9 protein-coding genes are annotated in these 18,312 nt (G+C 34.5%); 6 read left to right on the top strand and 3 right to left on the bottom strand.

Going from position 1 to position 18,312, the window contains the following annotated elements; translation table 11 throughout:
- Positions 1–20: 20 nt before the first annotated feature.
- Complete coding sequence (locus tag AC0L3M_RS10890; RefSeq protein WP_473430754.1) at positions 21–3,464, bottom strand: hypothetical protein; 3,444 nt, start codon at positions 3,462–3,464, stop codon at positions 21–23.
- Positions 3,465–3,640: 176 nt separating this feature from the next.
- On the opposite strand from AC0L3M_RS10890, the gene AC0L3M_RS10885 reads away from it, so the two are divergent.
- The 6 genes from AC0L3M_RS10885 to AC0L3M_RS10860 all read left to right on the top strand — a co-directional run bounded on the left by AC0L3M_RS10885 (position 3,641) and on the right by AC0L3M_RS10860 (position 15,854).
- Positions 3,641–4,402, top strand: a complete 762-nt coding sequence (locus tag AC0L3M_RS10885) for an exodeoxyribonuclease III (protein ID WP_473430753.1) — start codon at positions 3,641–3,643, stop codon at positions 4,400–4,402.
- A 15-nt stretch (positions 4,403–4,417) separates the two neighbouring features.
- Positions 4,418–5,371 carry an OmpA/MotB family protein gene (locus AC0L3M_RS10880; RefSeq protein WP_292942968.1) on the top strand — a complete coding sequence of 318 codons (954 nt, stop codon included), beginning with the start codon at positions 4,418–4,420 and terminating at the stop codon, positions 5,369–5,371.
- A gap of 179 nt (positions 5,372–5,550) precedes the next feature.
- Entirely contained in the window at positions 5,551–6,585 is a 1,035-nt protein-coding gene (locus AC0L3M_RS10875; RefSeq protein ID WP_473430752.1) for an aldo/keto reductase, read from the top strand.
- Between the two features lie 139 nt (positions 6,586–6,724).
- Positions 6,725–12,991, top strand: coding sequence for a fibronectin type III domain-containing protein (locus tag AC0L3M_RS10870; protein WP_473430751.1), 6,267 nt, complete (start codon positions 6,725–6,727; stop codon positions 12,989–12,991).
- Between the two features lie 27 nt (positions 12,992–13,018).
- The gene (locus AC0L3M_RS10865) at positions 13,019–13,924 is read left to right on the top strand and encodes a PorP/SprF family type IX secretion system membrane protein (protein ID WP_473430750.1); all 906 of its coding nucleotides are present in this window, start codon (positions 13,019–13,021) and stop codon (positions 13,922–13,924) included.
- A 19-nt stretch (positions 13,925–13,943) separates the two neighbouring features.
- Positions 13,944–15,854 carry an OmpA family protein gene (locus AC0L3M_RS10860; protein WP_473430749.1) on the top strand — a complete coding sequence of 637 codons (1,911 nt, stop codon included), beginning with the start codon at positions 13,944–13,946 and terminating at the stop codon, positions 15,852–15,854.
- Positions 15,855–16,052: 198 nt separating this feature from the next.
- On the opposite strand, the gene AC0L3M_RS10855 is transcribed toward AC0L3M_RS10860, so the two are convergent.
- Positions 16,053–17,597, bottom strand: a complete 1,545-nt coding sequence (locus tag AC0L3M_RS10855; protein ID WP_145004263.1) for an Rne/Rng family ribonuclease — start codon at positions 17,595–17,597, stop codon at positions 16,053–16,055.
- Positions 17,598–17,949: 352 nt separating this feature from the next.
- Positions 17,950–18,240, bottom strand: a complete 291-nt coding sequence (locus tag AC0L3M_RS10850) for an HU family DNA-binding protein (RefSeq protein ID WP_028283181.1) — start codon at positions 18,238–18,240, stop codon at positions 17,950–17,952.
- Between the last annotated feature and the right edge of the window lie 72 nt (positions 18,241–18,312).

Here is an 18,312-nt window from a genome sequence, read left to right as displayed (position 1 = left end):
TAACAAAAGTTACAAATGGTTTAAAAATAAGCTTTTAGTTGCACATTTCCGGTGTGGATGGTCTTGCTAGTTTCAGTTTTACGTCCAAAATACGTTAGGTTTAAATCTAAAAATTTGGTTAGTTTTTTTTGTGCTAATAAGGTCCAAGTAAAGTTTTTTCCGGGTTGTAAACCCTCAAGCATTTGGAAAGCGACAGGACTGTTAGCGTTACCTTCAAAGGTGTTGTTAAAAACATTAAATTCGCCAGAAATGGCACCAACTTGCGCATTTCCTTTTGGGGAGTATGCAAAAGAAAGACCATATTTTTGTTGTTTTAAGGTCTCTAGATTGTTAATAGTATTGTCTTTGTTTGTAAATTGATAAAACACATCAAACTGCACATTATCGTTTAATAAATAGGATAACTTAGGGTTGAGTTTATTGGTGTCAATATCAAAGTTTTTACTACTGAAATTTTCACTGTTACTAAATTGTTGTTCCAATGCAGAGGTCAAAGTTACTAGCCAACTATTTTTAATTTTGTGTATAAAATTTAACTGATGACTTTTAAGATTGTTCTCTATAAACCCGAAGCTTAATGTGTTTTCGCTACTATTCCATAAATAGGTGTAAGACGTGGTGTAACGTTGTTTTCCGCGATTAAAAAATAAGACATTTCTAAAATTAAGTGTTAGTCCTAGTTGGTTGTCTTCGCCTTGCTTAAATGGATTTAAATCAAAATCAGCATCGTCACGTATAATTTTTCGATCAATTAAATAACTACTTTGATTATAAAACTTAGAGACTATTTTTTTGGTTTTACTCTCTGCGTTTACCCAGTCAATAGGGTTTAATGTAATGGTTTGACTTAACCTATTTTGATGTGTTTTAATAAACACTTGATTAGGTAAAAGGACTCTAATATATTCACCTTGATCTTGGAATTGTGCTATTTCAAACTCTTCAAGTTCTTGGATTCCGTTTTCATTATAATCTATCCATGTATACGCACCTTGACCAGGTTCGACTTGCACATAAGTAAAATCTTGTTGAGGTAAGGTTCCGGAATTAGTTTCAAAAGCAGTGTTCCAAATAATACCATTTTTTAAAAAACGCTGATTAAATAATAGGCGAGAGTTTAATGAGTTTTCGTTTGGTTGCTCTTGGTCTTCATTTTTTAAAGTTCTGTAATTAACATATAAGGACAGATTTGTTTTTTCGTTTTTAAGTAATCTAGTGTCTAAATAAAATGTGTTTGAGCTGTTTACACGATCTAGTTTACCGTTACGTAAACTGTCATTAACACGATATTTATAGCCAACTTCTGCGTAGACATTTGTACTATCACCAATACCTGTAAAAGCTTCATAGGTAGTAAAACGTTGTGTTAAGTTAGTAAATTGTTGTGTTTGGTTAATACGTTCTTTGTTTTCTTCTGCGGAAAAACCTGTTCCAATCCATTGCTTTTTTAAGTTGTAGATGGCTTTGTTGTAGGTTCTAAAAAACTTAGAAGAATTTAGCATTCCGTTTGCCTTTAGTATACTAGAGTTGGATTGTAATCGTGTTTTGCCAAAGTTTAAATTAGCGATTAAATTGTGTTTATTACCATTAAAATTTTCGGAGTAATTTAAATGTTGAAAATTATAATTGATTTGTCCTTTTTTATAGTGATAACTTTGTAATCCTGCAGAAATTAACGCTTGGTTACCAAGGTTGACATTTAGTAGGTTTGAATTGTCTTGGCTTAAATTCCAATCACGATTAAATTCTGGAGCATACAAACGTTGTATGGTTTTAAAATTTTGTTGAATATAATCTGCATCAAAAACCGCATTTACATTCCATAGACTATCATTTTTAATTACGTTTTGCTCTACTGTTAATTTGGTGGCTAAGCCATTATTGTTGGCATCGTCTAGACTAGAAAATAGGTTTAGATCGTTTTTGCTGGCAGCAACTTCAAAACCAACTTTTGTCTTTTTAGTAGGTTGATAAACTCCGTTTACGGTTGCTATTTGCAATAATGTTGGCGCTACTAATTGTATAATTGGTGCGTAATTACCTTGTTTTACGCCTGCAATAGGTGGCGTAAATTGATAAATGTTATTTATAGCATTGCTAGAAGATAAAATATAATCACCTTGATTGTCTCCAACTAATGTAAACGTAACACCAAATAAGGTGTCGTCTGGATTGTTGGAAAACACATAAATAGTGTCACCATTAAAATCTTCTTTTTTATATAAAATCCTATTCTCATTGTAGGTTTCTGGCACTTCAGACAAGGCAACCATTTGTTGTGAGTCGTCTCCTGCGCTACTTAAAATTGCCACTTGTTCTTGCGATAGGTTTTGTTGTAAAGGATTGTTTTTTGAGTCATTTTCAGAATACACTGACACGCCTAATTTTAGTTTTTCGCTTTCATGATTTCCACCACCATAAGCTACAATTCTAGAGTAATTTCTTTCAGAGTATTGAAAATCTATGCTAATTCTCATCTCGGAAGTCATTGGGTAAGTGGCATTAAAAATAATTTCGCCTGCGTTATAATCTATAATATAATCTTCGTTTTCGCCACGCTTTAATGCTACACCATTTACATAAACGGTTTCGCTACCAGAGACAATTAGTACAAATAATTCTCCGTTTGGACCTTGCAGTTTGTAAGGACCTTGGTTACCTTCTTGAGCAGTAAATTGATAATTGGTAAATTGACCACGCACTAAAGCGCCAGATGCAAATACGTTAGTCTGTTGGTCGTCGTCTCCAAATTTAGCTTTGACTTGTAATCCTTGTACGCGCTTTGTAAAGGATGCAAAGTAGGATTGGTCATTAATTAAATCTATATCTCCAGCACGAATAGCCCAATCGTCAGAAAATAATTCTAAAAAGACTTGGTCAAACTCGTCCAAACGTTGCGAGTAACCAGTTTCTTGTAAAGGTATATTGGCGTCTTGTATGCTGGCTCGAAGCGAGACGTTATCGTTTAGTTTTCCTGTAATTTGTAAATCAAGTTCACTGTTTAAAACCGAGTTTTGATTATTACCAATAGTTACACCACGACTAATGCTTCCAGAGGTTGTTAAACCATCAAATGGTTTGTAGCTGTTGTTAGTGTTAGGTTGTGTTAGTTGGACTAGTTTATTTATGTTGTCTGTGTTTTCAACTATAACACTTTTGTCAAACTGTTTGTAGGTTTTGGTTAAAAATTCAGGATAACTTTGGTAATTTATTATTACAGAATCTGTGGTAATAGGTTTTAAAAATGTAAGTGTTGATTTTCCAAAGTCTACTTTATAATAACTTGTGTCTATAACAGTACCTGCTTTGGTTTCAATTTTAAAACCAATGTTATTAATACTTACACTGTCAATTTGGATGGTTTTACTATTAGCAAAAACTTTTCGGTTTGACCCATTAGTATGTTCTTGCGCAAACGCAAAAATTCCGAAGAAAATAAAAAAACAAGTAATGGTTAATTTCATCTATATCTATAACACCAATATAACTAGATTATTTTGTTAATATTTTTTCAGTAAAAATGGCGTAATTCATCTTGTAAAAGTAAAGCATTATTTAATTTAGCAGAAACAAATATTTTTAGTACTATACTGGCTTATTAAAAAGTTAGGTAATAAACAAAAACAACAAACTAATACACATGAAAATTATCTCATATAACGTTAACGGAATTAGAGCAGCAATCAACAAAGGATTTATAGATTGGTTACAAAGCGCCAATCCTGATGTGATTTGTTTGCAAGAGATAAAAGCAATGGAAGAACAGTTGGATTTAGATTTGTTTAAAGACGCTGGTTACCATTATAACTACTGGTTTAGCGCTCAAAAAAAAGGCTATAGTGGTGTTGCTGTGTTGTGTAAAACCAAACCTAATCATATAGAGTATGGTACAGGAATAGAGTCTATGGATTTTGAAGGACGTAACCTTCGTGTCGATTATGACAATGTTTCAATTATGAGCATGTATTTACCTTCTGGTACCAATGCTGCAAGATTAGAGCATAAGTTTGATTACATGGATTTAATCCAAAAATATCTAAATAAATTAACAGATACGTTACCCAATTTAGTCGTTTGCGGAGATTACAATATATGTCATGAAGAAATTGATATCCACAACCCTAAAATGAAAGGTGTTTCTGGTTTTTTACCGGAAGAGCGTGAGTGGTTAGGCGATTTTATAGACTCAGGTTTTATAGACTCGTTTAGATACTTAAACCCTGAGCGTCAAGAGTATTCTTGGTGGAGCTATCGTGCAAATGCAAGAGCCAATAACAAAGGTTGGCGTTTAGATTATGCAATGGTTAGCCAACCATTACAACAAAAAATAAAAAGAGCAGTTATATTACCAGAAGCTAAACATAGTGACCATTGTCCTATTTTAGTCGAAATTGAATCATAATCCCAAATAATAAAAATGAAAAACAGAATTTCAGTAATCCTATTAGTGCTTATAGCAACCAGTTGCGTATCTCCAAAAGTGTATAAGGAGTTAGAAGGTAAATATGCAACCTTAAAAAAAGAAAACAGAAACCTAAAAGATGAAAACAATGACTTATTAAAAGCTAAAAATAAAGCTAGTAATGATTTAGCACAACTACAAGCAAAATATGATGAGGCAGTAAAACGTCGTGACCAACTAGAAACAGATTATGCAGTAGCACAAAATAAATATGATGCCCTAAAGGCTTCTTACGACGCGTTAGATGCTAATAGCAGTTCTGCAATTGCTGCAAACACACAAAAAAACAGAGAGTTATTAGCGCAACTAGAAACTAAAGAGCAGGCATTAGCTGCAGAAAACGCAAGACTAGCACAGCTTAAAAAAGAGTTAGAGGCACGCTCGCAACGTGTAGCAGATCTAGAAAGCATTATCGCATCTAAGGAAGCAGAGATGACAGCACTTAAAAATGCAATATCAAGTGCCTTAACAGACTTTGAAGGTAAAGGACTAACTGTAGAGCAACGCAACGGTAAAGTATACGTCTCAATGGAAAACAAATTACTTTTTGAGTCAGGTAGTTGGGCAGTTGGTACACAAGGTCGTAAGGCAGTACAACAATTAGGAACCGTATTAGGTGACAACCCAGAAATCTCAGTACTGATAGAAGGACATACAGATAACGCACCATATCCACCAAAAGGAAACATAAGTAACAACTGGGACTTGTCAACAAAACGCGCCACAGCAATTGTAACCATTCTACAAGAAAATACAAATATTAAAGCGGATAACTTAACAGCTGCAGGTCGTGGCGAGTTTGCTCCAATTGCACCAAATACAACAGCAGAAGGTAAAGCTAAAAACCGTCGTATCGAGGTTATTTTAACACCAAAATTAGACAAGATTACCAACCTGTTAAATAATTAATTTAAGCGCGTTACCACAAGGGTCAGGCTATCCGTTATATCTTTTTTTGCCATATATGGCAGCAAAAAAAGGATGCCACTTCTATCCTTAACGCAAACCTTAACAAACATTTGACCTTTAATTACTAACAATAATTAAAGGTCTTTTTATATTTGTTTAAAAGCTAAACAATCAAATCGATGAAATACACAACACTTCCAAATACAAACATAAAAGTCAGTAAAATATGTTTAGGCACAATGACTTTTGGAAATCAAAATACCGAAGCCGAAGGTCATGCACAATTAGATTATGCAGTGGAGCAAGGTGTTAATTTTATTGATACAGCAGAGCTGTATCCTGTTCCAGCAACAGCCGAAACATCAGGAAGGACAAGTAAGATTATTGGGACATGGCTTAAAAATAAAAAAAGAGAAGATATAGTTGTTGCCTCAAAAATAGCAGGAACAGGAGATTATACAGCACATATACGTACAACAGGTTTTACAGCAGAATCAATTAAAGAGGCTGTAGATTTAGAGTTAAAAAGATTACAAACAGACTATATAGATCTGTATCAATTACATTGGCCAGAACGTCAAACCAATACCTTTGGAGTTAGAGACTACAAGCATAACCCAAACGATCCTTGGACAGATAATTTTAAAGAAGTTCTTGAAGCTTTAAACCAAGTGAAAAAAGAAGGAAAAATTAGAGAGATTGGATTGTCCAACGAGAAAGCTTGGGGAACCATGCGTTATCTAGAAGAGGCTAAAACTAATAACTTACCAAGACCAGTAACCATCCAAAATGCTTACTCGCTTTTAAACCGTGTTTTCGAAGGAGATATGGCTGAGGTATCTTTAAGAGAAAATATTGGTTTATTAGTGTATTCTCCTATGGCATTTGGAGTGTTGTCAGGAAAATATGTAAAAGGTATTGCTGGAGATAATTCTAGATTAAAATTGTTTCCAAGATTTGCAAGATATAGTAGTGAGCAATCTACACTAGCAACAAAAAAATATTTAGAATTAGCCGAGCAAAACAATCTGTCATTGGCCCAAATGTCGTTAGCATTTGTAAATCGTCGACCATTTGTAACTAGTAATATTATAGGTGCTTCAAGCTTAATTCAGTTAAAAGAAAATATTAATTCTATAAATTTAACATTAAATGAAGAATTAATGGAACAGATAGAAAATATTCATGCCATAATTCCAAACCCTGCACCTTAGTTGTTGTAGGCTTTTACTGCTTATTTTAACACGCTTTATCGATGAAATTAGCAGTTAATCTATAATAGCATTTTTAACAGTTTTTCACGTTGTTTTTTTTAGTTTAGGTGATTAAATTAACTAACGATTTCTCAAACTAATGAAAAAAACTACGTTCATTTTAGCTTTGCTACTATTATTTATAGGATGGCAAGCTAATTCACAAATTACAACTTACCCTTATTCAGAAGATTTTGAAGCAGGTGATGGTGGTTGGGTAGCCGACAATACCAATAATGGTACTTGGGCACTTGGTCTGCCAGCTGCAGTAGTAATAAATAGTGCAGCTTCAGGTGCAAACTCATGGGTTACTAACTTATCAGGCAACTACAACGCTAATGATGATTCATTTGTAACAAGCCCAGTGTTTGACTTGTCTTCTTTAACTGCACCAACAGTATCATTTAATATATGGTACGAGGCTGAATTTAGTTGGGATGGTGCTGTATTCCAAAGTTCAATAGATGGAGGAACATCTTGGCAGAATGTTGGCGCTTTAGGCGACCCAAACTGGTACAATGATGGAACTATTAACGGTGGTCCAGGAGGACAACAAGAAGGTTGGACTGGTCGTAATGGTACAGGGTCTAATGGATGGATTAATGTTAATCATGCATTAGGTGGATTAGTTGGTCAGACAAATGTAATCTTTAGATTTGCTTTTGCTTCTGATGGATCAGGTCAAGATGACGGTTTTGCTTTTGACGATGTTTCAATATTTAACACGGATTGTCCAAATCCTTCTGCTATTACAGCAGCAGGTATAACATCTACATCTGTAGATTTATCTTGGACCTTAGGAGGGACAGAAGCTGCTTGGGAAGTAGTTGTTCAACCAGCAGGAACAGGAGCTCCAACTGGAGCAGGTTCTCCAGCAACAGACAATACATTATATACAGATAATACCTTAACTCCTGCTACAGACTACGAAGTGTATGTTAGAGCTAATTGTGGTGCAGACTTAAGTATTTGGACAGGTCCAATAACTTTTACAACCGACTGTGCAATATTTACACCAACATACTTACAAGACTTTACAACCATTCCAGCAAACTGTTGGGAAGTAGCAGATAGTGGAGATGTAACAACAGGTCCTGGAGATTTAGGAACTTCTTCATGGACTAACGATGGCTATTTAAATAATGGAACAACAGGAGCTTATAAGATTAATTTATGGCTTGCTGCTAAAAGTGATTGGCTACTAAGTCCAGAAATTGACTTAACAGGTGTTCCTTATCAGGTAGAATTTGATTTTGGAGTTATGACTTTTGGTAGTACAACTACCGCAGGAACTTTAGGATCTGATGATACAGTAGAATTAATGATTACTACAGATAATGGTACAACATGGACTGTATTAGAAACTTTTGATGCAACCTCAGTGATTCCTGCAACAGGATTACATGTAGTACAAAATTTAACTGCTTATTCTGGTACTACTGCTCAGTTTGGTATTAGAGCATCAGAGGGTACAGTTGATGACACTAACGATAACGATGTTTTTGTAGATAATTTTCAAGTACGCGCAGTACCATCTTGTCCAGACCCATTAGCTGTAACAGCAACTGCGACAGGAGATACAACAGCAGATATTACTTGGGATGCTGGATCAACAGAAACAGAATGGCAAATTTGGATACAACCAGCAGGAACTGGAGAGCCAACAACAGATGGTGTAGTAACCTCATTAAACGCACCATATCCAGCAACAGGATTGACACCTAGCACACCATATGAAGTTTACGTGAGAGCAAATTGCGGTACTGATGGGTATAGTGTATGGATTGGTCCAGTAAACTTTACAACATTAAACACACCACCACCTGCTCCAGTAGGAGTATCATGTGCTTCTGGCGCATCTTCTACAATAATTTTTACAGAAGATTTTGGTAATGATACTAATTATGTACCATCAGGATGGACAGGAACTGCATTTACAGATACTAATGGAGATTGGGATATTACAACAGTAAATGCAAACTCAACAGGAACTGGTCCAAACATTACATGGGATGGAAATGCAGGAACACACCTTGAATATGAAGGTTCAGGAAACACAACTAACGTAGCCTCTGCAATTACACCAGCAATAGACTTATCTACAGCAGTAGATGGTGCAGAATTATCGTTTTGGATGCATGCATTTGGAGATAATATGGGAACCTTAGATATTGGTGTTAGCACTTCTCAAACAGGACCTTTTACTTCAGAATATACTTGGATAGGTGATTACCAATCAACAGCAGATGAAGCTTGGGTGCCAATTGGTATTAACTTAGACGCTTACTTAGGTCAAATCATTTATATCGAAATTAGCTATGTAGGAACAGGAGACACTTTTGAGAGTGATATGGCAATTGACCAAGTGAGAGTAGAAACGTGTGGTGATTTTTGTGTTGCTCCAACAGGTATAACTGTTGATGCAATTACAGACACAACTGCAGATGTATCATGGACTGCAAACAATGGTGAAACAAATTGGGAAATAGTAGTACAACCAGCAGGTACAGGAGTACCAACGGGATCTGGAACACCTATTACTACCAACCCTTATACATTAACAGGGTTAACTGCAAGTACAGTTAATGAGGTTTATATTCTTTCTGATTGTGGTAATGGATTAAGTGTTTGGGCAGGACCAATTAACTTTACAACATTAAACACACCACCACCTGCTCCAGTAGGTGTAACATGTACTTCTGGCGCATCTACTTTTATCTTTACAGAAGATTTTGGTAACGACACCAACTATGTGCCAGCAGGGTGGACAGGAACTGCATTTACAGATACTAATGGAGATTGGGATATTACAACCGTAAATGCAAACTCAACAGGAACTGGTCCAAACATTACATGGGACGGAAATGCAGGAACACACCTTGAATATGAAGGTTCAGGAAACACAACTAACGTAGCCTCTGCAATTACACCAGCAATAGACTTATCTACAGCAGTAGATGGTGCAGAATTATCATTTTGGATGCATGCATTTGGTTCTAATATGGGAACTTTGAATATTGGTGTTAGCACCTCTCAAACAGGACCTTTTACTACCGAGTATACTTGGATAGGCGATTACCAATCAACAGCAGATGAAGCTTGGGTACCTATTGGTGTTAATTTAGACGCCTACTTAGGACAGATAGTATATATTGAAATTAGCTATGTAGGAACAGGAGATACTTGGGAAAGTGATATGGCAATTGACCAAGTGAGAGTAGAAGCTTGTGGTACGTTTTGTGTAGCACCAAGTAATATTACTGCAACATCAATTACTGAAACTTCAGCAGATATTTCATGGATACCTAACGGATCAGAGACAGAATGGAATTATGTTATACAACCAGCAGGAACAGGAATACCAACTTCTGGTACGTTAGTAACAACAACCACAATTTCAGAGACAGGATTAAATCCAGCAACAAATTACGAGATTTACATACAATCGGTTTGTGGTGCAGATACAAGTACTTGGGCTGGACCGTTTACCTTTTCAACATTATTACAATTTAACTTTACTTTAGATTGTGCTACGGATGGACCACAAACAATAGATTATTGTTATGATAATAATGATACTAATGTATTTACATTTACATCAACAGATGGTACACCTCTTAATTTAACAATTAACGCAGGGCAAGTAGAAAATACTTGGGATGAAGTTGTTGTATTAGATTCTGACGGAGTTACTAACTTAAACGCAGCAACTCCATATGGTGTAGGAGGTCAAATTGGTGGTTTAACATTCCAATCATCAGGAGATACTATTTCTTTTGCTGTAGAATCGGATGGAAGTGGTAGTTGTCAAAGTAATTCAACGTATACTTCAATTAGTTTAACAGTAACTTGTGCAACTTGTGTTAATCCAACAGCAACATTTGTTGTGGTAGATGATTGTGCAAATGGTGATCAGTTTTTAGTTGATGTTGATATTACTTCTTTAGGTGATGCAACAACTTTATCTATTGAAGACAATCAAGGTAATCCACCAGTAACAGTTTCTGGAACAGGAATAGAACAATTTGGACCTTATCCTTTTAATACAGATATTGTCTTTACTGTGTCTAATACAAGTGATGCTAATTGTGTAATTACTAGCAATGCTATTTCTTTAGCAGCATGTCCTCCAGCAAATGATAATCCATGTAACGCTACCGTAGCTTTAGTTAATAATGGTGAGTCTTGTATCGATGTAAATTCTGGAACTTTAATAGAGGCAACAGACTCTGGTTTACCTGCAGGATCTTGTACTACAAGTGCAGATGATGATGTTTGGTACCAATTTACAGCATTAGGTGATCAACAAATAATTCAGATATTAAATGTTACAGGAGGTTTTAACGTAGACCATGCATTGTATGAGCTAGGTACAGACTGTAACGATTTAACTCAGTTATACTGTACAACAGATGATGCTAGTATTACACCAACCTTAACTGTAGGTAATGTGTATTACATCAGAGTATTTTCTGCTGGTACAACAGCAACTACTATTAACTTTGATTTATGTATTCAGACTTTAGGTGTGCCAACGTATTGTACGGAAGCTTTACCAATATGTGCGGATCCAACAATATTTTATCCTAGTATTGTAGGAGATCAAGTAGCACCTCCTTATATCGATTACGATTGTTTAGGAAGTCAGCCTGATCCACAATGGAATACTATTCAATTTGATGACGCAGGTGATTATGTATTCCAATTAGCACAAACTAATGCTGCTGGAACAGGATTAGATATTGACTTTATAGTTTGGGGACCATTTCCAGGTCAAGAGGCAGGATGTTTTGACCTGTTACCAGGTACTATTGCAGATTGTAGTTTCTCTGCTACTGCAACAGAAACTATTACATTAACAGGTGTGCCAGCTAACTCGATTTATATAATCTTAATTACAAATTACTCTCAACAATCAGGTAGTTATGTGTTTACACAACAATCTGGTCCTTTAGATGGTACTAATTGTGATGTAGTATGTGAGGTGGCATTAGATTATGACGGAATACTAATTGAGCAAGGATTATCTGCTCCAGAAGGATCAAGTGATGACATCAATTTATGTGGAGCAACATCTGTTACATTGACTGCAGAAACAGCTTATGCTGTTGATAGTTATGATTGGTACGTTAATGGTATTTATCAAGATGGAGTAAACTCTCCGACTATTGAAGCTACAGTTTCAGGACAATATTTATGTATTGTAGGTGGTGGAATTTGTGATGATTTTACATCTTCATTAACTGCTAATATCAATTTCTTCGATTCAGCTACAGCTGCACCAGCACCAGCTTTAGAAGTTTGTGATGATGGTTCTGGAAACGGTGTGTTTGATTTAGAAAGTCAAACAGCAACAATTTTAGGAACTCAAGATCCAGCGGATTTTGTAGTAACATATTACTCGGCTTTAGCTAATGCTCAGGCAGGAATTGGCGCATTAACTTCGCCACATACAGCAACAGACGGTACAACTATCTATGTAAGAGTGGAAGATGTAGATGCTGTGGGATCTGATTCTGGTTGTGCATCAACTAATACTAACTTTAATTTAATGGTAAGTGCTGCTCCTGAAGCAACGCAACCTATGGACTTAGAAGTTTGTGATGATGGTGCTGGAAATGATGTTTTTGATTTAACACAAAATGAAGCAACTATATTAGGAACTCAAACAGGAGTGGTAGTAACGTACCATAACTTAGAAGCAGACGCAATTAGTGGAGATAACGCAATAGTTAACCCTTCGGCTTATACTATCACAGGAAATCAAGAAACAATATTTGTAAGAGTTGAAAATGTAGCAGCAACAGATTGTTATAAAGTAACAAACTTTAATATTATATTTAATGCTACTCCAGAAACAACTTTTAATTTAGATATACCATATGAGGTTTGTCCAAACGCAACATCACCAATAACTATTACTGCTCAAGCAGAAAATTATGCTGCTGGAGAAGTAAGTATCAAATGGTACAACGAAGGTGCTGAGATTGCTGGTCAAACAGGTTTATCATTAAATACTGTTTTAACTGAAGGAGAGTATGAAATTGAAGTTACATTTAATGATACAGGATGTTCTAAGTCAGAATTTGTAACAGTAGTAGAGTTAGAAAACTGTACAATACCACAAGGTATCTCTCCAGGTGTGTCACCAGGATTAAATGACAATTTTGATTTAAGTAGTTTTGATGTACAAAGCTTAGAGATTTACAACCGTAATGGTACTTTAGTTTACTCTAAAACAAATTATGTAAACGAATGGGAAGGACAATCTAACGCAGGTGACGAGTTACCAGTTGGAACTTACTACTATGTAATGAAGTATCAAGGAAACAAAACAAAAGCCTCTTGGGTATATATAAACAGATAAACTAACTAGAAAACCAACAAGAAACAGATGAAAAAAATAATATATATCGTATTCCTAGTGTTTATAGGTGTACAAGCCCAACAAGATCCACAGTACACACAGTACATGTATAACATGAATGTGGTTAATCCAGCATATGCAGGATCGACAGATGGTGTTGCCATAGGCGCACTATACAGAAGCCAATGGGTTGGATTAGAAGGAGCACCAACTACAGGAACACTAACCCTACATTCACCAGTTGGTAAGAATGTAGGATTGGGACTATCATTAATAAGTGATGAAGTAGGACCAGTAAGCGAGACAAATGCTTATGTTGATTTTTCTTATACCATACCTGTAGGAACAAAAACTAAATTAGCCTTTGGATTAAAAGCAGGAGCTACGTTTCATGACATTGGATTAACGCAATTAGATTTAATAGATGCTAATGATCCCTTTTTCTCAGAAAACATTAATGAAGTTACTCCAAATATTGGAGCAGGATTATATTTTTACAAACCAAGTAAGTTTTATATTTCTGCCTCTATGCCTAATATTTTAAACTCTGTGCATTTAGATGCTAATGGCTTTAAAATAGGATCAGAGACGCAACACTTTTTTGGAGCAGCAGGATACGTATTTGATTTATCAGAAAACTTTAAGCTAAAGCCACACGCTTTAGCTAAAGTTGCTTTTGATGCGCCAGTAAGTTTTGATGTAAACTTAAACTTATTTATGTATGACTTTGTAGAAGTAGGAGCAGGTTACCGCTTAGACGATTCTTTTAGTGGTATGGTCAACTTTTTAGTGGCACCTAATTTAAGAATAGGTTATGCGTATGACAGTATCCAATCACAATTAGATGTTGTAACCAACTCATCACACGAGATTTTTATCAACTTTGATATTAATCTTCCAAGAAAAGTATCACGTTCACCACGTTATTTCTAATCATAAGCTAACCAATACAATGAAAAAAATACAACTATTTATATTCGCGATATTACTAAGCAGCACCAGTCTGTTTGCTCAAAGTGATGCGACAAAAAAAGCCGATAAACATTTTGCTAAATTTCAATTTGTTGATGCTATTGAAGCTTACAATAAGCTAATTGAAAAAGGAGAAGGTAACGCATACATATATTCTAGATTAGCTGAAGCTAATTATAATATTTTTAGCACATTAGAATCTGAAAAATGGTATGCTAAGGCTGTAGAGGCAGGAGCTTCTGATCCAGAAATGCTATTTAAATATTCTGAAATGCTAAAAGCTAACGGTAAATACGAAGCTTCTAACGTACAAATGGATAAGTTTGCATCTATGCGTCCAGCAGATGATCGTGCTGTTATGTATAAAGCTAATCCTGATTATTTATCAAAAATTTTAGATAAAGGTAAAAAGTTTAATGTACAAAGTTTAGACCTTAACAGTAAGATGTCTGATTTTGGAGGAACACTTCAAGATGGCAAACTTTATATTACATCTTCTAGAAATGCAAGCAGAAAAAACTATGGATGGAATGAAGAGCCTTTCTTAGATATCTATGAATATACTGTTGCAGAAGATGGAAGTTACCAAGCAGAAAACTTATTAGATGGTAAAATTAATACTAAATACCATGAGGGTATTGTAAGTTTTACACCAGATGGTAAAACAATGTTTTTCTCTAGAGAAAGTTTCTCTGAAAATATTTACGAAAAAGACAGTCTATCTAACACTAAATATAGTGTCTTACACTTATTTAAAGCTAAAAAAGGTAGTAATGGTTTCTCTGAAGTTGAAGCATTACCTATTAATAGCCAAAATTATTCTATTAAAAACCCAACAATAAGCCAAGATGGTTCTACAATTTATTTTGCTAGTGATATGCCAGGTGGATTTGGAAAGTTTGATATCTACAAAGCTACTTTAGACGCTAACGGAAATGTTGGTACACCGGTAAATATGGGTCAAAAAGTTAATACGGAAGGACAAGAAATGTTCCCTTATGTTAGTGGTAATAACACTCTTTATTTTTCTTCTACAGGTCATTTAGGTCTTGGAGGTATGGATGTATTTTATACCAAAGAGATTGACGGAAGGTTAGCTCCAATACGTAATGTTGGTATACCGATTAACAGTAATGGTGATGATTTTGCTTTTAGAATGAACGAAGAAACTGGAGAAGGTTTTGTGTCTTCAAATCGTGAAGGAGGAAAAGGGAGTGATGATATTTATGCTATCAAAAAATTACAACCATTATGTGATGTACTTATAGTAGGTACAGTTTTAGATGAAAAAACAGGTAAACCGGTTTCAGGTGCATTAACAACATTAGTCGATGCTAATGGTAACGTTTTAGCGTCTAAACCAGCTAATACTGAAGGTAAAGTGGAGTATATTGTTGAGTGTGATACACCTACAGAATTAAAAGTTACAATGGAAGGTTATGAAAGTAATAAAGTAGCTGTTAAAGGAAGTAACGAAGAAGAGGTTGCTGTTACAGTTAACTTAAAACCAATTGAAGAGATTATCACTCCAGAACAAGTGGTGCTTAATCCAATATACTTTGATTTTGATAAATCTAATATTACTGCACGTGCTGCTTTTGAATTAGATAACTTAGTTCAGGTTATGAACAAGTATCCTGATATGGTAATACAAGCTACTTCTCATACAGATTTTAGAGGGTCTAACCAGTACAACCAAGGATTATCTGAAAGACGTGCACAAACAACTATACAGTATGTGATCTCTAAAGGAGTTGATGCTAGCAGAATTAGTGCTTCTGGACGTGGAGAAACAGAACCAGCAGTAGACTGTAAGCCATGCACAGATCAAGAACACGAACTTAATAGAAGAAGTCAATTTTTTATTACAAGTGGAGGTCCTAAAAAGTAATCTATACAATTAACAACCAAATAACAAACCATAAAAAAGCCTTACTTATAGTAAGGCTTTTTTTATTCTTATGTGTGTAATTAAGAACTGATATTTAAATATATTATACACTAAATAATATTTAATGTATTTTATTTTTAATGTTTAATAATCTAAATATTAAGCATAAAAAAAGCCTTACATAGTAAGGCTTTTTTATTATTTAATTTGATTACCATCTTTGTCAACAAAATGATATTCAAGGTATGTGTAAGCATCTCTTGGTTGTATTTTAACCCATTTTTTGTGTTCAAAAAACCATTTTGAACGAATTGATGGAAAACCTTTTGTTAAAAAGGCTGCTATAAAAGGATGTGTGTTTAAAGTCACCTTCTTATAGTCTTTTTTAAATATTTGTTCTATGTCGTGAGTTATTTTAGGCACAATGTTAATTGGTGCTTCGACTTCTTCTCCATTAAAACTGTTAGGATTTTCCTCTCTTGTTTTAATATTCATTTCTGGTCTTACTCTTTGACGTGTAATTTGAATCAATCCAAACTTACTAGGAGGTAATATTTTGTGTTTGGCACGATCATCTTTCATTTCGTCACGAAGATGATTGTAAAGTTTTTTTCTATGTTCAGCAGTATTTAGGTCAATAAAATCTATCACAATAATTCCACCCATATCACGTAATCTTAATTGTCGTGCTACTTCTGAAGCAGATATTAAGTTTACTTCAAGTGCTGTGTCTTCTTGAGAGTTTGATTTATTTGATCTATTACCACTATTTACATCAATGACGTGAAGCGCTTCAGTATGCTCGATGACAAGGTATGCACCTTTAGCCATAGAGACCGTCTTACCAAAAGCAGTTTTTATTTGTCTTTCTATTCCAAATTTTTCAAAAATAGGAATATTAGACTGATGTAATTTGACTATTGATTCTTTTTTTGGTGCGTATTGTTGCACGTAATCTTTAACTTGTGCATGTAATGCTTCATCATCTACATGAATCCCTGTAAAAGTGTCGTTAAATATATCTCTTAAAATAGAAGAGGCTTTATTTAACTCACCTAATACTTTGGTAGGATGATTTGCTTTATGCAATTTTTTACACATTGCTGTCCAACGACTAAGCAAATTTTGTAAATCTTTATCTAGTTCGGCTACTTTTTTGCCTTCTGCTACTGTTCGTACAATAACTCCAAAACCAGGAGGAGTTATACTCCTTACCAAGCGTTTTAAGCGCTCTTTTTCCTCTTTACTCTCTATCTTTTGCGAAATAGAAATTCGATCAGAAAATGGCACTAAAACAATATATCTACCAGCTATGGACAGCTCTGAGCTAATCCTTGGGCCTTTAGTAGATATTGGTTCTTTAACTATTTGTACTAAAATAGACTGATTTGATTTTAAGACGTCAGTAATCTTTCCGTCTTTATCAATATCTTTTTCAAATGGGTAATCCTTTAAAGAAAAATCTTTTAGTTTACCTGTGCTTACACTTTTTGTGAATTTTAAAAGAGATGACATTTTTGGTCCTAAATCATGATAATGCAAAAATGCATCTTTTTCATAACCAACATTGACAAATGCTGCATTTAGTCCTGGAACAGCTTTTCTTATTTTGGCGATAAACACATCACCAACCGCAAAGTTGTTCCCATCTTCCTCTTTATGTAATTCAACTAATTTTCCATCTTTTAATAAGGCAAAATCAACAGCTTCTGGACTAGATCTAATAATTAATTCTTTATCCATTTAAGGTTAATTTTTATCCATACAACTAAGTATAGATGGATTATACAATATATCATACCTTTTTTTAAATAAAAAAAGGTATGATAATCACAGGATTTTTTAAATCCGTTTGAGTTTAAAAACACGCAAGGTTTTACATATTTATAATAAACTCTATTTTCAAAGAACGATAATTTTAATAAACCAAAAAAGTAGTTATATAAACTACTTTTTGGTACTATTTCTTCTTCTTGTGACGATTAGCGCGTCTACGTTTTTTACGCTTATGCGTTGCAACCTTGTGTCTTTTACGTTTCTTACCACTTGGCATAGGGTTAATGTTTTTAAATTAATAATTCGTTTATAATATTTTTTACTTTACGTCTACGTTAGTTTTTACACCCTCTACAAATACTTTTGCAGGTTTAAACGCTGGTATGTTGTGAGCAGGAATCTTGATAGTCGTATTTTTTGAAATATTTCTTCCTGTTTTTTCTGCTCTTGTTTTAATGATAAAGCTACCAAATCCTCTAAGGTAAACATTATCACCTCCTTCTAAAGATGTCTTAACTTCTTCCATAAAAGTCTCTACAGTTGCCTGAACATCTCCTTTTTCTATTCCTAATTTTTCAGAAATCTTTGTTACTAAATCAGCTTTAGTCATTTTCTTTTCTTGTTTGCGTTATTAATTTTTCTAAGGGTTGGCAAATATAGGCATTTAATATTCAATATTTCA

Source organism: Olleya sp. KJ81-1, assembly GCF_055808135.1.
Note: the sequence above shows the minus strand (reverse complement) of the source record. Positions and strands in the feature narration are given on the sequence as shown.

Coding starts and splice junctions, on each gene's coding strand:
- AC0L3M_RS10875 (WP_473430752.1), top strand. CDS start 5,551: ATGAAATACACAACACTTCCAAATACAAACATAAAAGTCAGTAAAATA.
- AC0L3M_RS10850 (WP_028283181.1), bottom strand. CDS start 18,240: ATGACTAAAGCTGATTTAGTAACAAAGATTTCTGAAAAATTAGGAATA.
- AC0L3M_RS10865 (WP_473430750.1), top strand. CDS start 13,019: ATGAAAAAAATAATATATATCGTATTCCTAGTGTTTATAGGTGTACAA.
- AC0L3M_RS10870 (WP_473430751.1), top strand. CDS start 6,725: ATGAAAAAAACTACGTTCATTTTAGCTTTGCTACTATTATTTATAGGA.
- AC0L3M_RS10885 (WP_473430753.1), top strand. CDS start 3,641: ATGAAAATTATCTCATATAACGTTAACGGAATTAGAGCAGCAATCAAC.
- AC0L3M_RS10880 (WP_292942968.1), top strand. CDS start 4,418: ATGAAAAACAGAATTTCAGTAATCCTATTAGTGCTTATAGCAACCAGT.
- AC0L3M_RS10855 (WP_145004263.1), bottom strand. CDS start 17,597: ATGGATAAAGAATTAATTATTAGATCTAGTCCAGAAGCTGTTGATTTT.
- AC0L3M_RS10860 (WP_473430749.1), top strand. CDS start 13,944: ATGAAAAAAATACAACTATTTATATTCGCGATATTACTAAGCAGCACC.
- AC0L3M_RS10890 (WP_473430754.1), bottom strand. CDS start 3,464: ATGAAATTAACCATTACTTGTTTTTTTATTTTCTTCGGAATTTTTGCG.